The following is a 17139-nucleotide window of genomic DNA, read 5'->3' as shown; positions in this document are numbered from 1 at the left end:
CCGCTTTTTCTTTTGTTTGCTCCATGAAAGAAAGATAGAATTCCTCTAAGTTCGGGGCTTGTTTAATTAAAACCCTTCCTCTAAAAGGATAGCGTTCACAGTATTACCCAATAGAGGAAAAGATAATATGTTAGCTGCAGATCACAGAAAAGTTGCACAATGGCACCTGCGTCAAGCCGAGCTTCACGAAGCATCTGGCGAATACAAATGCGGTTGCCCGATGGGTTCCGAGAATGCACGCATCATCAAGATCGTTGAATCTGGCAAGATCGACGAAGAGAACGAGTGTTCTTTGCTTGATAAATAAGCACTATTGCTTATCGAGTAATTCGAAGAAAACGGCCCTATATCGGGGCCGTTTTTTTTATGACTGTTTTTTGTTGTTGTGACTTTTTGCTTTACTTTTTTTCTGCAGCTTATATAAACAGCACAACAAATCGCTGGGCTGGATTGGATTAATGTGTCCGATCCGGCCCGGCTGTCTTTGTCTGTGTCGCAGGTGAAGGCATCCTGTGTTACCCGCCCGGATAGGCCCCGCCGTGGCCGATAAAGTTGGTAACTGTCAAGGAGTTGTCCCCGTCTTGGGGGCTTATGGAACGACGTTGCATTAAGGATTCGGCGACCCGAGGTGCAATTGGTGTCCAACCTGAAAATAACTTGAGGAAAATAATGGCGAATCCGCTAATTAACCGCAAGCGTATCCGTAAGAGCTTCGGTCGTATTCCGACTGTTGCCCCGATGCCGAACCTGATCGAGGTTCAAAAATCTTCCTACGAACATTTCCTGCAAGCCAAAGTAAAGCCGCAAGACCGTATTGATAACGGTTTGGAAGCTGTCTTTAAATCGGTTTTCCCGATTAATGACTTTAGCGAGCGTGGCACGCTGGAATATGTGTCTTACGAATTTGAAGAACCCAAATATGACGTTGAAGAATGTCAGCAACGTGGCATGACGTATTCTGCCCCGTTGAAAATGACCTTGCGTCTGGTCGTTTGGGATGTTGACGAAGATACTGGTGCGCGCTCTGTTCGCGACATTAAAGAACAAGATGTTTACATGGGCGATATGCCGTTTATGACATCTAACGGTACCTTCGTTGTCAACGGAACGGAACGTGTTATCGTTTCTCAGATGCACCGTTCACCCGGTGTGTTCTTCGATCATGATAAAGGGAAAACGCACTCCTCAGGTAAGTATCTGTTTGCTGCACGTATCATCCCTTATCGCGGTTCCTGGTTGGATTTTGAATTTGATGCGAAAGACATTTTGTATGTTCGTATCGACCGTCGCCGTAAATTGCCCGTCACAACATTGTTGATGGCACTGGATAACGACGAAACAGCCAACAAACGTAATGCCGGTGAAAATGTTGCACTGGAAGATCGCGTTGGTATGTCCCCAGAAGATATTCTCAATTTCTTCTACACCACCGTGGAATATACACGTGGTAAAAAAGGCTGGCAAACCACGTTCGACGCAGACCGTTTGAAGGGCGTTAAGCTGCTTCACGATGTTGTCGATGCGAAAACAGGTGAAACCGTTCTGACCGTCGGTAAGAAAGTAACACCGCGTCAAGCCAAGAAATTGGCAGAAGCCGGTGTGAAAGATATTCTGGTTTCTAATGAAGAATTGATCGGGAAGTTTGTTTCCACCGATTTGGTGAACGAAAAAACCGGTGAAATCTTTGTTGAAGCAGGTGGTGAGCTGACAGCGGAATTGCTGGAAGAGCTGGAAAATGCCGGCATGACTGAATTGCCGTTGCTGTCTATCGACCATGTGAATATTGGTCCGTATATGCGCAACACACTATCGGTAGACAAGAACTCAACTCGTGAAGAAGCGCTGATCGATATCTACCGTGTTATGCGTCCGGGGGAACCGCCGACCCTTGAGTCTGCTGAATCCTTGTTTGAAAGCTTGTTCTTCGATCAAGAACGTTATGACCTGTCTGCTGTTGGTCGTGTGAAGATGAACATGCGTCTCGGTTTTGACGATTTGCCCGATACGCTGCGTACATTGCGCCGTGAAGATATTCTGGAAGTTCTGCGAATCCTCGTTGAATTGAAAGACGGTCGTGGCGAGATCGACGATATTGACCACTTGGGCAACCGTCGTGTTCGCTCTGTTGGTGAATTGATGGAAAACCAATACCGTATCGGTCTGCTGCGTATGGAACGCGCGATCAAGGAACGTATGGGCTCTGTGGATATTGACACAGTTATGCCGCACGACCTGATCAATGCGAAACCGGCTGCGGCTGCGGTTCGTGAATTCTTCGGTTCTTCGCAGCTGTCACAGTTTATGGACCAAACCAACCCGTTGTCAGAAGTTACGCACAAGCGTCGTCTGTCAGCCTTGGGCCCGGGTGGTCTGACGCGTGAACGTGCGGGCTTCGAAGTTCGTGACGTACACCCGACGCACTATGGTCGTATCTGCCCGATTGAAACCCCTGAGGGGCCGAACATTGGTTTGATCAACTCTTTGTCCACTTATGCCCGCGTCAACAAATACGGCTTTATCGAAAGCCCGTATTGTAAAGTTGAAAACGGTCAGGTGACGGATGAGGTTATGTATCTTTCTGCTATGCAGGAAGGGCGTTACACTGTGGCACAGGCCAATGCGGCCTTGGATGAAAACGGTCGTTTCGTTGATGACTTGGTTTCTTGTCGTCAGGCGGGTGAATATATCATGGCCCGTCCTGAAGATATCACTTTGATCGACGTTTCCCCGAAACAGATTGTCTCTGTCGCCGCAGCGATGATCCCGTTCCTGGAAAACGATGACGCCAACCGTGCCTTGATGGGTTCAAACATGCAACGTCAGGCGGTTCCGCTGCTGCAAGCAGATGCACCGTTGGTCGGTACTGGCATGGAAGAAGTTGTTGCGCGCGATTCCGGCGCGGCCATTGTGGCTAAACGTGCCGGTGTGATCGATACCGTTGATGCGACCCGTATTGTGGTTCGCGCCGAAGGTGACGATGCGTCCACTGTTGGTGTTGATATCTATACGTTGAAGAAATTTAAACGTTCCAACCAGAACACCTGTATCAACCAACGCCCGCTTGTTAAAGTTGGCGATACGGTTGAAGTCGGTACAGTTCTGGCGGATGGTCCGTCAACAGACCTTGGTGATCTGGCTTTGGGTCGTAACGTGCTTGTGGCCTTTATGCCGTGGAACGGTTACAACTTCGAGGATTCCATCCTGATTTCTGAACGTATCGTTCGCGATGACGTCTTTACTTCCATTCACTTGGAAGAATTTGAAGTTATGGCCCGTGATACCAAACTTGGTCAGGAAGAAATCACACGCGATATCCCGAACGTCGGTGAAGAAGCGCTGAAAAACCTCGACGAAGCTGGTATCGTTTATATCGGTGCGGAAGTGAAAGCTGGCGATATCCTCGTTGGTAAAGTGACACCGAAAGGCGAAAGCCCGATGACACCGGAAGAAAAACTTCTGCGTGCGATCTTCGGTGAGAAAGCTTCTGACGTTCGTGATACGTCCTTGCGTATGCCTCCGGGTGCAACAGGTACGGTTGTCGAAGTTCGCGTCTTTAACCGCCGTGGTGTGGAAAAAGACGAACGTGCGTTGGCAATTGAACGCTCTGAAATCGAACGTCTTGCAAAAGACCGTGACGACGAACGTAAAATTCACGAACGGAACTTGGCTGCGCGTATGAAATCGACTGTTGTCGGTCAAATCGCGGTTGCCGGTCCGAACGGTATGGAAACAGGTGTGCCGATTACCGAAGAAATGCTTGATGCATTTAATCCGGGTCAGTTGGTTCATGTTTCTGTTGAAGATGATGCCGTTCAGTCTGACGTTGAGTCTTTGAAAAAGCACTTTGACGACGGTATTTCCGCCGTTCAGGAACGCTTTGAAAACAAAGTTGAAAAACTGCAACGTGGTGACGAATTGCCACCGGGCGTGATGAAGATGGTTAAAGTCTTCGTTGCGATCAAGCGTAAGTTGCAACCGGGTGATAAAATGGCTGGTCGTCACGGGAACAAAGGGGTTATCTCCCGCATCGTTCCTATGGAAGACATGCCATATTCCGAAGACGGTACGCCGGTTGATGTCGTACTGAACCCGTTGGGTGTGCCTTCACGTATGAACGTTGGTCAGATCCTTGAAACGCATTTGGGTTGGGCTGCTGCCGGTCTGGGTCGCCAAATTGGTGAACAACTGGATGCTGCCAAACGTAGCGGTGCTTACGACGGTGTTCGTGAAAAACTGCAATATGCGTATGGTGACGACATCTACAATGAATATGTTTCCGAGATGGATGACGCTGAAGTGGACGAATTGGCAGGTAACCTGCGCAAGGGTGTCCCGATGGCAACGCCGGTCTTTGATGGTGCGACACAGGATGATATTTCCAAGCATTTGGAAATGGCGGGTTATGCCACTTCTGGTCAATCCACACTGTATGATGGCCGTACGGGGGATCAGTTCCACCGTCAGGTCACAGTGGGTTACATCTACATGTTGAAACTGCACCACTTGGTTGATGACAAACTGCACGCCCGTTCTATCGGCCCGTACAGCTTGGTCACGCAACAGCCATTGGGTGGTAAAGCTCAGTTCGGTGGTCAGCGCTTCGGTGAGATGGAAGTTTGGGCACTGGAAGCTTACGGTGCGGCTTACACCTTGCAGGAAATGCTCACGGTTAAATCCGATGACGTTTCCGGTCGTACGAAAGTTTACGAAGCGATCGTACGTGGTGAAGACTCCTTCGAAGCCGGTATTCCGGAATCCTTCAACGTCTTGGTCAAAGAACTGCAAGCTCTCGGCCTGAACGTCAACATGAACCAAGGGAATTACTAATATGTCGGAATTGATGAAATTCTTTGGGCAGGTTAGCGGCGCTCAACAGTTCGATAATCTGCAAATCAATATCGCAAGTCCGGAGAAAATCCGCTCTTGGTCCTACGGCGAAATTAAAAAGCCGGAAACGATCAACTACCGTACGTTCAAACCGGAACGTGATGGTTTGTTCTGTGCGCGTATCTTCGGCCCGGTCAAAGATTACGAGTGCTTGTGCGGTAAATATAAGCGCATGAAGTACAAAGGCATCGTCTGTGAAAAGTGCGGTGTTGAAGTCACTTTGACCAAAGTCCGTCGTGAACGTATGGGCCATATCGAACTGGCGGCGCCTGTTGCGCATATCTGGTTCTTGAAATCTCTGCCGTCCCGTATCGGCCTGTTGCTGGATATGACCTTGAAAGATCTGGAACGTGTTCTCTATTTTGAGAACTTCGTTGTGATCGAACCGGGTCTGACTCCGCTGAAGCAAAAAGAACTGCTGAGCGAAGAACAGTATACAAATGCGGTTGAAGAATACGGTCAGGATGCCTTTACTGCTGGTATCGGTGCGGAAGCAATCCGTGACATGCTGGCTGAAATCCATCTGGAAGACGAATTGGAAGATCTGCGTGAAGAACTGCGTGATACCAATTCCGAAGCCAAGCGTAAGAAGCTGGTGAAGCGTCTGAAGTTGGTTGAAGCTTTCATGGAATCTGGTTCTCGCCCGGAATGGATGATCTTGGAAGTCGTTCCGGTCATTCCGCCGGAATTGCGTCCGTTGGTTCCATTGGATGGCGGTCGTTTTGCGACGTCCGACCTCAACGACCTTTATCGTCGTGTGATCAACCGGAACAACCGTTTGAAACGACTGATCGAACTGCGTGCTCCGGAAATCATCGTACGTAACGAAAAACGTATGTTACAGGAATCCGTTGATGCGTTGTTTGACAACAGCCGTCGCTCCCGCCCGATTACAGGTGCGAACAAGCGTCCGTTGAAATCTCTTTCTGATATGCTGAAAGGGAAGCAAGGTCGTTTCCGTCAAAACCTGTTGGGTAAACGCGTCGATTATTCTGGTCGTTCTGTTATCGTGGTTGGCCCGGAACTGATGCTTCATCAGTGCGGTCTGCCCAAAAAAATGGCACTGGAACTGTTCAAACCGTTTATCTATGCGAAACTCGAACTGTACGGCATGGCAACCACCATTAAGGCGGCCAAACGTATGGTGGAAAAAGAACGTCCGGAAGTTTGGGATATCCTCGAAGAAGTTATCCGTGAACATCCGGTTATGCTGAACCGTGCACCGACATTGCACCGTCTTGGCATTCAAGCGTTCGAGCCGACATTGGTTGAAGGTAAAGCGATTCAGTTGCACCCGCTTGTTTGTACAGCCTTTAACGCTGACTTTGACGGTGACCAAATGGCGGTTCACGTACCGCTTTCTTTGGAAGCACAGCTCGAAGCCCGTGTCTTGATGATGTCTACAAACAACATCCTGCAACCGGCTTCAGGTAAGCCGATCATCGTGCCGTCTCAGGATATCGTACTCGGTATCTATTATCTTTCCATGGAATTGGAAGGCGAGAAGGGCGAAGGCATGGCATTCTCCGGTGTAGGTGAAATTCACCAGGCACTTGATAACGATGCGGTCAGCCTGCATGCGAAAGTAACGTGTCGTTACCGCACGATTGATGCTGATGGTAACGAAATCGTGGAACGTGTGGAAACAACACCGGGCCGTATGTTGCTGTCTGAATTGTTACCACGTGATCCGAAGGTTCCATTCTCCTTGATCAACAAGTTGTTGACCAAGAAAGACGTCTCTAACGTAATCGGTGAAGTTTATCGCCACGTTGGTCAGAAAGAGACGGTTATTTTCTGTGACCGTATCATGGGCCTCGGTTTCAAATGGGCTTGTAAAGCCGGTATTTCCTTCGGTAAAGACGATATGGTTATCCCGGAAGCCAAAGCCCGTTTGGTTGATGAAACCAAAGATGCGGTGAAAGAGTTCGAACGTCAGTATATGGACGGTTTGATTACTCAGCGTGAGAAATACAACAAAGTCGTCGATGCGTGGTCACATTGTAACGATCAGGTGACGAGCGAGATGATGGCGGAAATTTCTCGTGTTGAACCGGGGGTTCCGGTCAACTCCGTTTACATGATGGCACACTCCGGTGCCCGTGGTTCCACAGCTCAGATGCGTCAGCTTGGCGGTATGCGTGGTTTGATGGCGAAGCCGTCTGGCGAGATCATTGAAACACCGATTATCGCGAACTTTAAAGAAGGCTTGAGTGTTCTTGAGTACTTCAACTCCACACACGGTGCCCGTAAGGGTCTTGCCGATACGGCGTTGAAAACAGCGAACTCCGGTTACTTGACACGTCGTCTGGTTGACGTTGCACAAGATTGCATCATCTTCGAAGATGATTGTGGAACTGAAAACGGTCTGACGACTCGTGCGGTTATGGATGGCGGTGATGAAATTGTCAGCCTTTATGAACGTATCCTTGGGCGTTCAGCTGGTGAAGACATCATGCATCCTGAGACAGGCGAAGTTCTCCTTCCGGCCGGAGGTCTGATTGAAGAAGAAGCCGCCGCTATGATCGAGGCTGCGGGTGTTGAAACTGTCAAGATCCGTTCCGTTCTGACGTGTGAAGCTGAAAACGGCGTTTGCGCAACATGTTATGGTCGTGATCTGGCCCGTAACACGAAGGTAAACCGTGGCGAAGCGGTCGGCGTTATCGCTGCCCAGTCCATTGGTGAGCCGGGTACTCAGTTGACCATGCGTACGTTCCACATCGGTGGGGCGGCCCAACGTGGTGCAGAACAAAACAGCATTGAGACTTCTCATGATGGTACGATCCAATTGATCAGCTGCCAGACGGTTAAGAACTCTTCCGGTATTGATACGGTCATGAGCCGTAATACTGAAATGTTGTTGATCGATAACGTTGGTAAAGAGCGTGCCCGTCACCGTATCCAGTATGGTGCCAAATTGTTCGTGACCGATAAGCAAAAGGTTGAACGTGGTACAAAGCTGGCGGAATGGGATCCGCACACGCTGCCGGTTCTGACAGAAGTCAACGGTACTGTGAAGTACGTTGATCTTATGGATGGTGTTTCCATTGCCGAACAAACTGACGAAGCAACAGGTATTGCTTCTAAAGTTATCGTTGACTGGAAATCCCTGCCGGCTGGTGCTGAGTTGCGTCCGCACTTGGCAATCGTTGATGAAAACGGGAACCTGCAAAATCTTGCAAGCGGTAACGAAGCGAAATACTACGTTTCTGTTGATGCGGTTCTGTCTGTAAGCGACGGCGATGTCGTTCACGCCGGTGACACTTTGGCACGTATCCCGCGTGAATCTGCGAAGACACGTGACATTACAGGTGGTCTGCCACGCGTTGCGGAATTGTTCGAAGCCCGTAAACCGAAAGATCACGCGATTATCTCTGATATTGATGGTCGTGTTACCTTCGGTAAGGATTACAAGAACAAACGTCGTATCGTGGTGACACCAGAAGGTGATGATGCTGAACCGATGGAATTCCTCGTTCCCAAGGGTAAGCACATTTCCGTTCAGGAAGGTGACTACGTTCGTAAAGGTGATCCGTTGATGGATGGTAGCCCGGTTCCCCATGACATCCTGCGTGTTAAGGGTGTTGAGGCACTGGCTGAATTCTTGATTGCAGAAATTCAGGAAGTTTACCGTCTGCAAGGGGTTATGATTAACGATAAGCATATCGAAACGATTGCGCGTCAGATGTTGCAGAAAGTGGAAATCACAGAACCGGGTGACACAACCTTCTTGGTTGGGGAACAAGTGGATCGTGTTGAATTCCGTCGTGAAAACAAGAAAGCGGAAGAACGTGGCGATCGTATCGCTGCAGGGCAACCGATCTTACTTGGTATCACGAAAGCTTCTTTGCAAACGCAATCTTTCATCTCTGCAGCGTCTTTCCAGGAAACAACACGCGTTCTTACCGAAGCGGCTGTTTCCGGCAAGAAAGATTACTTGTTGGGCCTGAAAGAGAACGTCATCGTGGGTCGTTTGATCCCGGCAGGGACAGGTGCTTACATGAACAAAATCCGTCAGGTTGCTGCGGAGCGTGATCGTGAAGCCGGTTATGTACCGGAACACGAACAGGCAGCAGCGGCAGCAGCGGCGGCACAAGCTGAAGCGGAAGCTGCACATGCAGCGGCTTTGCCAGGTGCAGAAGGTGTATCAGACGCACCGTTAGCACCAGCTGAGTAAGCAAAAGCTTAAACAATAAAAAGCCGGGTAGAGCAATTTGTTCTACCCGGCTTTTTTTTATTTACGAATACTTGAAATCTATTTCTTTGCTTTTTCTTCAATCCATTGTCCTGCTTTTTGTACATCTTCGCCAACACCTTCCATGGTGTTACAAGCAGAAAGTGAGAGAAGAAATGACAGAGTTAAACATAGATATATTATGTTTCTCCGATAGGACATATTAGGAACCTTTCTTTTTCTGGAATATACGCCTTTTAATCAATATGATTAGGTCCTGTTGACAAAGTGGGTTCACAAATTGCTTAGAATGTGATTCAAGACTTCTTTTTATGAGGAGAAGTCTATGCGGAATTTGATGAGCGACGATGAATGGTTATTCTTCGAGCCATTCCTTCATGCCCAAGGGCCAAAATCTGGCCGTCCTCCCTCAAATCACCGCCTCACTCTTGATGGTATTTTTTGGATTGCCCGGACAGGAGCACCTTGGCGTGACCTCCCCAATTACTTCGGTAAATGGTCCTCTGTTTATCGTCAATTCCGCCGCTGGACATTGCTCGGCGTTTGGGATGTTCTACTGGATGCCTTGAACGATGCCAAAGCCGTTCCAGATACAGTGCAAATGATAGATAGCACAATCATCAGAGCCCATCATCAGGCTGCTGGGGCAAAAGGGGGACTCAAAAAGAGGATCTCGGCCGTTCAAAAGGTGGCTTTACGTCCAAAATACACCTTCGAACAAATGCCGAAGGCTTGCCAATAGCTCTGGAAATCAGCGAAGGCCAAACATCAGATTACAAAGGGTATGCTCCATTGATGGAATGGGGTGGTCCAGATGCCAAGGTTCTATTGGCAGACAAAGGCTACGATGCAAACTCCATTCGGGACGATATGGAGAAACGCGGTGGATACGCCATGATCCCAATGCGGAAAAACCGAAAGGAAATCACTCCCGTTGATGATTTCGTATATGGCTTGAGAAATCAGGTTGAACGCTGCTTCAACAAACTCAAAAATGCTCGCCGGGTTGCAACTCGGTATGACAAGACGATGCTCAGTTTCCTTGGCTTCGTGCAGGTCACATCAATTCGGGTATGGGTAAAATACTTTGTCAACAGGACCTAATACGACTATAAAACCACCTTCAAGAAAAATATCTTTGATGATTTGGACGAAGGTAAATGAATCTAATTTGGTTGAGGTTTTGAGAGTGCTTCTTATTTGTAAAAAATAAATATAAAAAATATGTAACGTTTACATTGACCGTAGACAACCTTTGATTATGTGTCTTATATATCAGATTGAGAAAATACTTGTTTTACTGACATTTTTCACTGTATGCGAAATGCTTGAGATACGAGTATAAAAAATTAACTTAATTAAAAAAACTGTGTAAACAGGGATAAAATATGGGACTCTATGGAAATCCAGAACTCACTGGTAAGGAACGTTTTTTTGATAAGAATGATGTCATTGTTTCAAAAACAGACACGAAGGGCATTATTACTTATGCAAACCGTACATTTGCACAGATTGCAGGTATATCTGCGCGTGATGTCATTGGAAAAAATCACAATATAATTCGTCATCCCCATATGCCGCGCTGCATTTTTAAATTTTTATGGGATACGATTGCATCGGGGCAGGAAGTGTTTGCCTATGTCATCAACCGTTCTGTAAATGGGGATCATTATTGGGTTTTAGCTCATGTCACACCGAGTTTCGACCTATCCGGCAATATTGTTGGGTATCACAGCAATAGGCGTGTACCGGACAAAGAGATTGTGACAGCTTCAATTATTCCTCTTTATGACAGTCTTCTCAAATTAGAACAAAGCTACTCTTCTCCGAAAGAGGGGATGAATGCCGCAATGGCAGAGGTCGTTAAATTAATTGAGAGCAGTGGTAAGGAATACAACCACCTTATCATGTCGATGGGAGGGTAAAATGTTCGTAAAGCAAGATCAAATCAACCATGCTATTGCTGAACTCAGGCAAGTTTTGCAAGGGGATTTTGAAGTTCGTATTACCGATATACGCGGCGAAGGTGGTGTAAATGAACTGCTGTATCTGATGAATGATATTATTGATCGTTGCGATGCTTTTATGCGTGAATCTTCGGCATGTACTCAACATGTTGCACAAAATAAATATTGGCGCAAAATTGTTATGGAAGGGATGTTAGGGGATTATAAGGTCGCCAGCCAGAAGGTGAATAGCGCTGTTGAAGCAATGGGGCATAAAGTTGATGTTTTTTCAGATACATTGAACCATTTCGAGGAAGATGTCTTAAAGGTTTCTGCAACGGTGAGTGAAACGTCTGAAGAAGTGGAAGACGCGGCACGAGGCATGGAACGAATTGCAGAATGTACAGCTCAAAATTCCACGGAAGTAGCGGCTGCTGCTGAACGGGCGACGCAAAATGCCCAGACGGTCTCTGCTGCATCAGAAGAGCTCACCGCATCAATTAATGAAATAAGTGCACAAGTGAGCAAGGCATCAGAAGTCACGTTACTTGCCCAGGCAGATAGTGAACGGATTTCGCAGGAAGTAAAAAATTTATCAATGTCGTCAGGCCAGATTACATCGGTGGTAAATTTGATTCGTGATATTTCGAATCAAACCAACATGTTGGCTTTGAATGCGACGATTGAAGCCGCGCGGGCAGGGGTTGCCGGGAAAGGTTTTGCGGTTGTCGCAACTGAAGTTAAAGAGTTGGCCAAACAGACATCCTTGGCGACGGATCAAATTGAAACGCAAGTGAAAGCTATTCAGGACGCGACGCAACAGACTGTAGAAGGTATTGAAAAAATTGTCTCGCAGGTCGATTTCATCGCGCAATCAAATGAGTCGGTTTCGGCAGCTGTTCAAGAACAGACAGCTGCAACATCCGAAATTGCGCGAAGTATTGAGCAAGCAGCTAATGGTACGCAAGATGTGAATGTGAAAATTTCAGATGTTGCAGATGGGGCCCGTGAGACAGGAGAAGCCTCGCATTTGGTACAAAACAAATCGGACGTTCTGTTGAAAGAGTCTCAGAAGCTTTGTGACGGAATTAACAGTTTTATGAGGCAGGCCCGTGCCGTTATGTAGTTTTGCTTGACAAAACCTCAGAAATCCATAGGATGCCCCGCCTATTAAGTGGTGGAGTCTATCTTTTTTTGATAGGGTTCACATTGTTGTAACAGGAACGTTATAGCATCCGCCGAAATTATCTGACGGGAAGGGAAGCCGGACCGTTAGTTTTTTATTGTTTTAGCGCGCTGTACCGTTGCGAGTGTGTCAAGGAATACACTGCTTATGCCTACTATTAACCAATTGATCCGCAAATCGCGTAAAGCGAAGCCGGTTCGTAACATGGTTCCTGCTATGGAAGCATGTCCGCAAAAACGTGGCGTTTGTACGCGCGTCTATACAACTACTCCCAAAAAGCCGAACTCAGCCCTTCGTAAGGTTGCCCGTGTGCGCCTGACTAACGGCTTTGAAGTTTCGTCTTACATCCCGGGTGAAGGTCACAACCTGCAAGAACACTCTGTTGTCATGATCCGTGGCGGCCGTGTAAAAGATTTGCCGGGTGTTCGTTACCACATCATTCGCGGTACTTTGGATACACAAGGTCTTCAAGACCGTCGCCAACGTCGTTCTAAATACGGCGCGAAGCGTCCGAAATAAGGGGAATAGGATATGTCTCGTAGACGCGCTGCTGAAAAGCGTATCGTTCTGCCTGATGCGAAGTACGGTGATATCGTACTGACCAAATTCATGAACGGTTTGATGCTCGACGGTAAAAAATCTGCCGCTGAGAAAATTGTATATGGTGCTTTGGAAAATATGGAAAAGAAAACCGGTAACGATCCGGTTGCTCAGTTCCATGAAGCTCTGGAAAATGTTAAGCCTGCTGTCGAAGTACGTTCTCGTCGTGTCGGTGGTGCTACATACCAGGTTCCGGTTGAAGTTCGTGCGACACGCCGTCAGGCGCTTGCCATTCGCTGGATCATTGATGCTTCCCGTAAGCGTAGCGAAAACACTATGGCTGACCGTTTGACTGGCGAATTGCTGGATGCGGCTCAAAACCGAGGTGCTGCCGTTAAGAAACGTGAAGACACTCACCGTATGGCGGAAGCCAACAAAGCCTTCTCTCATTATCGCTGGTAAGGACGGACATTTTTCATGTCAAAATCATATCCTTTGGAGAAGTATCGTAATATCGGCATCATGGCTCACATTGATGCGGGTAAAACGACTACTACTGAACGAATTCTGTACTACACCGGTAAATCTTACAAGATTGGTGAAGTGCACGACGGTAATGCGACCATGGACTGGATGGAGCAGGAACAAGAACGTGGTATCACGATCACTTCTGCTGCGACCACGACGTTCTGGCGCGATCACCGTGTAAACATCATTGACACCCCCGGTCACGTGGACTTTACCATTGAGGTAGAGCGTTCTTTGCGTGTACTCGACGGTGCGGTTTGTGTGTTTGACTCCGTTGCCGGTGTTGAACCGCAATCTGAAACTGTTTGGCGTCAGGCTGATAAATACAACGTACCGCGTATGTGTTTTGTTAACAAAATGGACCGTATGGGCGCAGATTTCTACCGTTGTGTAGATATGATCGTTGATCGCCTCGGTGCTGTTCCGCTGGTAACGCAATTGCCAGTCGGTTCTGAAGCTGAATATGCAGGTCACGTTGACCTGATCAAAATGAAAGCTGCTATTTGGTCCGGTGAAGAACTCGGTGCGCAATTCGACTATGTCGATATTCCGGCTGATCTCGCTGACCAAGCTGCTGATTACCGTACACGCCTCGTTGAAACGGCTGTTGAGCAAGACGACGATGCAATGGAAGCGTACCTCGAAGGTAACGAGCCGGACGAAGAAACATTAATCAAATGTATCCGTAAAGGGACAATTGGTTTGTCGTTTGTACCGGTTCTGTGTGGTACAGCCTTTAAAAACAAAGGTGTTCAACCGCTTCTTGATGCCGTAATCGATTATATGCCGGCTCCGACCGACATTGCAGCGATTCGTGGTGTTGATGCGAAAGACCCGGAAAAAGAAATTACGCGTCCTAACTCTGTTGACGCGCCGTTCTCTGCTCTGGCTTTCAAAATCATGAACGATCCGTTTGTTGGCTCGCTGACATTTGCCCGTATTTACTCTGGTAAACTTGAAGCCGGTTCTTACGTGGTCAACACGGTTAAAGGCAAAAAAGAACGTATCGGCCGTATGCTGTTGATGCATTCTGCTGAACGTGAAGAAATCAAAGAAGCTGCTGCTGGTGATATCGTTGCCTTGGTTGGTTTGAAAGACACAACAACAGGGGATACTCTGTGCGCAAGTGATAGCCAAGTTATTCTGGAACGTATGGAGTTCCCGGAGCCGGTTATCGAAATCGCAGTTGAGCCGAAATCAAAAGCCGACCAGGAAAAAATGGGTATCGCTCTGGCTCGTCTGGCTGCGGAAGATCCGTCTTTCCGCGTGAAGACAGACCACGAGACAGGTCAAACTGTTATTTCCGGTATGGGCGAATTGCACCTCGACATTCTTGTTGATCGTATGAAGCGTGAATTCAAAGTCGAAGCAAACGTCGGTGCGCCGCAGGTTGCTTATCGTGAATCTTTCGGTCAGGAAGTGACTGTCGATTACACGCACAAGAAACAGTCCGGTGGTTCTGGTCAGTACGCACGCGTACAAATCAAATTCGAGCCGATGGATGCGAACGGCGAAGAGCAATTTGAATTCAAGAGCTCTATCGTTGGTGGTAACGTGCCGCGTGAATATGTTCCGGGTGTTGAAAAAGGTCTTTCAACCTCTATGGAAGCTGGTGCGATTGCCGGGTTCCCGGTTGTGGGTGTTCGTGCAGAACTGTTCGACGGTGCTTATCACGATGTTGACTCCTCTGTTCTGGCCTTCGAAATTGCAGCCCGTGCTGCTTTCCGTCAGGCAATGAGAGAATCCAAACCGAAACTGCTTGAGCCTATGATGAAAGTCGAAGTTGTTACACCTGATGAATATATGGGTGACATCATCGGTGACCTGAACTCCCGTCGTGGTCAGGTCGGTTCTATGGATCAACGCGGTATCGCGCGTGTCGTTACAGCTAACGTTCCGCTGGCCAACATGTTTGGTTATGTGAACAACCTGCGTTCCTTGTCTCAAGGTCGCGCACAGTTCACGATGCAGTTCGATCACTACTCAGAAGTGCCGAACAACGTTGCTGAAGAAATCAAAGAAAAGCTGGCCGGTTAATCCGGTCCAGCTTACCTAAATTTTAATTGGAGTTACTTAGTTATGGCTAAGGCAAAGTTTGAACGTAATAAACCGCACTGTAACATTGGTACCGTAGGCCACGTTGACCACGGTAAAACCACGCTGACAGCGGCGATCACAAAAGTATTGGCGGAAGCTGGCGGCGCAGAATTTTCTGATTACGCTGACATCGATAAAGCGCCGGAAGAAAAAGCACGCGGCATCACCATTTCTACGGCACACGTAGAATATGAAACAGAAGCTCGTCACTACGCACACGTAGATTGCCCGGGCCACGCCGACTACGTTAAAAACATGATCACTGGTGCTGCTCAAATGGACGGCGCGATCCTGGTTGTTAACGCTGCTGACGGCCCGATGCCGCAAACACGTGAGCACATCCTGTTGGCGCGCCAAGTTGGTGTTCCGGCTCTGGTTGTTTACATGAACAAAGTTGACCAAGTTGACGACGAAGAGTTGCTTGAACTGGTTGAAATGGAAATCCGTGAGTTGTTGTCTTCTTACGAATTCCCGGGTGACGACATTCCGGTTGTTGCCGGTTCTGCTTTGGCAGCACTGGAAGGCCGTGATGACAACATCGGTAAAGAATCCATCCTGAAGCTGATGGCTGCTGTTGACGAATACATCCCGCAGCCGGAACGTGCGAAAGACCTGCCGTTCCTGATGCCGATCGAGGACGTGTTCTCTATCTCCGGTCGTGGTACAGTTGTAACAGGCCGTGTTGAGCGTGGCGTGATCAACGTGAACGACGAGATTGAAATCGTTGGTATCCGTGACACCACGAAAACGATTTGTACAGGTGTTGAAATGTTCCGCAAGCTGCTGGATAGCGGTGAAGCTGGCGACAACATCGGTGCTTTGTTGCGTGGTACAAAACGTGACGACGTTGAGCGTGGTCAGGTTCTGGCGAAGCCGGGTTCTATCAAGCCGCACAAAAAGTTCAAAGGCGAAGCTTACATTCTTACAAAAGAAGAAGGTGGCCGTCACACGCCGTTCTTCGCGAACTACCGTCCGCAGTTCTACTTCCGTACAACAGACGTAACAGGTTCTATTTCTTTGCCGGAAGGCACCGAGATGGTTATGCCTGGTGATAACGTTGAGTTCGAAATCGAACTGTTGACACCGATCGCAATGGACGAGGGTCTGCGTTTTGCGATCCGTGAAGGTGGCCGTACAGTCGGCGCGGGCGTTGTGTCCACGATCCTCGACTAATCGACCTCTCACAAGGTTAAAAAGAAAGGCCTCCTGCCAAAAGCAGGAGGCCTTTTTTCTCTTTTTCCTGTGCAAATGGACAGGAAAGGCGGGAATATAAAAAAAGAGTCATTTTTCCCTTGCATCGAAGGGCGGTCTCTCTTATAAACCCGTCATTCGCTCTTTCACCCCATTAAGGGGATGAGTATTCGGCGTTCTCGATTTTCCTGGTTAAGGATAGAGAATGTCGATGTTTTTTTGTTGTCTGAGTTAGGTAAAACACCTTATGGAACACCAAAATATCCGTATCCGCTTGAAAGCGTTCGATCATCGCGTACTGGATCAGTCCGCGAAAGAGATCGTAAACACCGCCAAGCGTACAGGTGCTCAGGTAAAGGGTCCAATCCCTTTACCGACTCGTATCGAGCGTTTCACCATTCTGCGTTCTCCTCACGTAAATAAAAAGTCTCGTGAGCAGTTCGAAACGCGTACTCACAAACGTCTTTTAGACATTGTGGATCCTACGCCGCAGACTGTTGATGCGCTCATGAAGCTGGACCTCGCGTCCGGCGTTGATGTTGAAATTAAGCTTTAAAGGATTAGGGCAG

The 17139-nt window shown here is 48.1% G+C and carries 11 protein-coding genes and 1 pseudogene; 11 read left to right on the top strand and 1 reads right to left on the bottom strand.

The features are described 5' to 3' along the window. The first annotated feature begins 127 nt into the window (after nt 1-127). From ACI0FF_RS11685 to rpoC, 3 genes are all read left to right on the top strand, one after another. The gene (locus ACI0FF_RS11685; protein WP_188667059.1) at nt 128-307 is read left to right on the top strand and encodes a hypothetical protein; all 180 of its coding nucleotides are present in this window, start codon (nt 128-130) and stop codon (nt 305-307) included. A gap of 362 nt (nt 308-669) precedes the next feature. Further along, the gene (rpoB, locus tag ACI0FF_RS11680; protein WP_419797006.1) at nt 670-4827 is read left to right on the top strand and encodes a DNA-directed RNA polymerase subunit beta; all 4158 of its coding nucleotides are present in this window, start codon (nt 670-672) and stop codon (nt 4825-4827) included. A gap of 1 nt (nt 4828) precedes the next feature. Continuing rightward, nucleotides 4829-9064, top strand: coding sequence for a DNA-directed RNA polymerase subunit beta' (gene rpoC / locus ACI0FF_RS11675; RefSeq protein ID WP_419797005.1), 4236 nt, complete (start codon nt 4829-4831; stop codon nt 9062-9064). Between the two features lie 78 nt (nt 9065-9142). Here rpoC and ACI0FF_RS11670 read toward each other — a convergent pair whose 3' ends face one another. Then, nucleotides 9143-9208: an entericidin A/B family lipoprotein gene (locus ACI0FF_RS11670; RefSeq protein WP_229734394.1), complete on the bottom strand. Its 66-nt coding sequence runs from the start codon at nt 9206-9208 to the stop codon at nt 9143-9145. 199 nt (nt 9209-9407) lie between these two features. On the opposite strand from ACI0FF_RS11670, the pseudogene ACI0FF_RS11665 reads away from it, so the two are divergent. From ACI0FF_RS11665 to rpsJ, 8 genes and pseudogenes are all read left to right on the top strand, one after another. Further along, nucleotides 9408-10186: pseudogene (locus tag ACI0FF_RS11665) on the top strand (IS5 family transposase). Nucleotides 10187-10470: 284 nt separating this feature from the next. Beyond that, on the top strand, nt 10471-11007 hold the full coding sequence (locus ACI0FF_RS11660) for a PAS domain-containing protein (protein ID WP_419797004.1): 537 nt from the start codon (nt 10471-10473) through the stop codon (nt 11005-11007). 1 nt (nt 11008) lies between these two features. After that, nucleotides 11009-12154 (top strand): methyl-accepting chemotaxis protein, encoded by a 1146-nt coding sequence (locus ACI0FF_RS11655; protein ID WP_419797003.1) that lies wholly within the window; start codon nt 11009-11011, stop codon nt 12152-12154. 207 nt (nt 12155-12361) lie between these two features. Then, nucleotides 12362-12733, top strand: coding sequence for a 30S ribosomal protein S12 (gene rpsL / locus ACI0FF_RS11650; protein WP_419797002.1), 372 nt, complete (start codon nt 12362-12364; stop codon nt 12731-12733). 12 nt (nt 12734-12745) lie between these two features. After that, nucleotides 12746-13216, top strand: a complete 471-nt coding sequence (rpsG, locus tag ACI0FF_RS11645; RefSeq protein WP_188667073.1) for a 30S ribosomal protein S7 — start codon at nt 12746-12748, stop codon at nt 13214-13216. 15 nt (nt 13217-13231) lie between these two features. Further along, nucleotides 13232-15319, top strand: coding sequence for an elongation factor G (fusA, locus tag ACI0FF_RS11640; protein WP_419797001.1), 2088 nt, complete (start codon nt 13232-13234; stop codon nt 15317-15319). 42 nt (nt 15320-15361) lie between these two features. Further along, entirely contained in the window at nt 15362-16552 is a 1191-nt protein-coding gene (gene tuf / locus ACI0FF_RS11635; RefSeq protein ID WP_419797000.1) for an elongation factor Tu, read from the top strand. A gap of 265 nt (nt 16553-16817) precedes the next feature. Further along, on the top strand, nt 16818-17126 hold the full coding sequence (gene rpsJ, locus ACI0FF_RS11630) for a 30S ribosomal protein S10 (protein ID WP_028878479.1): 309 nt from the start codon (nt 16818-16820) through the stop codon (nt 17124-17126). The last annotated feature ends 13 nt before the right edge of the window (nt 17127-17139 follow it).

The organism is Terasakiella sp. 4MB5A, assembly GCF_050058155.1.
GTDB classification, from domain to species: Bacteria; Pseudomonadota; Alphaproteobacteria; order Rhodospirillales; family Terasakiellaceae; genus Terasakiella; species Terasakiella halodenitrificans.
The sequence above is the reverse complement of the archived record's forward strand: the minus strand, read 5'-3'. Positions and strand labels throughout refer to the sequence as shown.

Bases quoted from the DNA above. Each gene is read 5' to 3' on its own strand.
- ACI0FF_RS11685 (WP_188667059.1), top strand. From the start codon at position 128: ATGTTAGCTGCAGATCACAGAAAAGTTGCACAATGGCACCTGCGTCAA.
- rpoB (WP_419797006.1), top strand. From the start codon at position 670: ATGGCGAATCCGCTAATTAACCGCAAGCGTATCCGTAAGAGCTTCGGT.
- rpoC (WP_419797005.1), top strand. From the start codon at position 4,829: ATGTCGGAATTGATGAAATTCTTTGGGCAGGTTAGCGGCGCTCAACAG.
- ACI0FF_RS11660 (WP_419797004.1), top strand. From the start codon at position 10,471: ATGGGACTCTATGGAAATCCAGAACTCACTGGTAAGGAACGTTTTTTT.
- ACI0FF_RS11655 (WP_419797003.1), top strand. From the start codon at position 11,009: ATGTTCGTAAAGCAAGATCAAATCAACCATGCTATTGCTGAACTCAGG.
- rpsL (WP_419797002.1), top strand. From the start codon at position 12,362: ATGCCTACTATTAACCAATTGATCCGCAAATCGCGTAAAGCGAAGCCG.
- rpsG (WP_188667073.1), top strand. From the start codon at position 12,746: ATGTCTCGTAGACGCGCTGCTGAAAAGCGTATCGTTCTGCCTGATGCG.
- fusA (WP_419797001.1), top strand. From the start codon at position 13,232: ATGTCAAAATCATATCCTTTGGAGAAGTATCGTAATATCGGCATCATG.
- tuf (WP_419797000.1), top strand. From the start codon at position 15,362: ATGGCTAAGGCAAAGTTTGAACGTAATAAACCGCACTGTAACATTGGT.
- rpsJ (WP_028878479.1), top strand. From the start codon at position 16,818: ATGGAACACCAAAATATCCGTATCCGCTTGAAAGCGTTCGATCATCGC.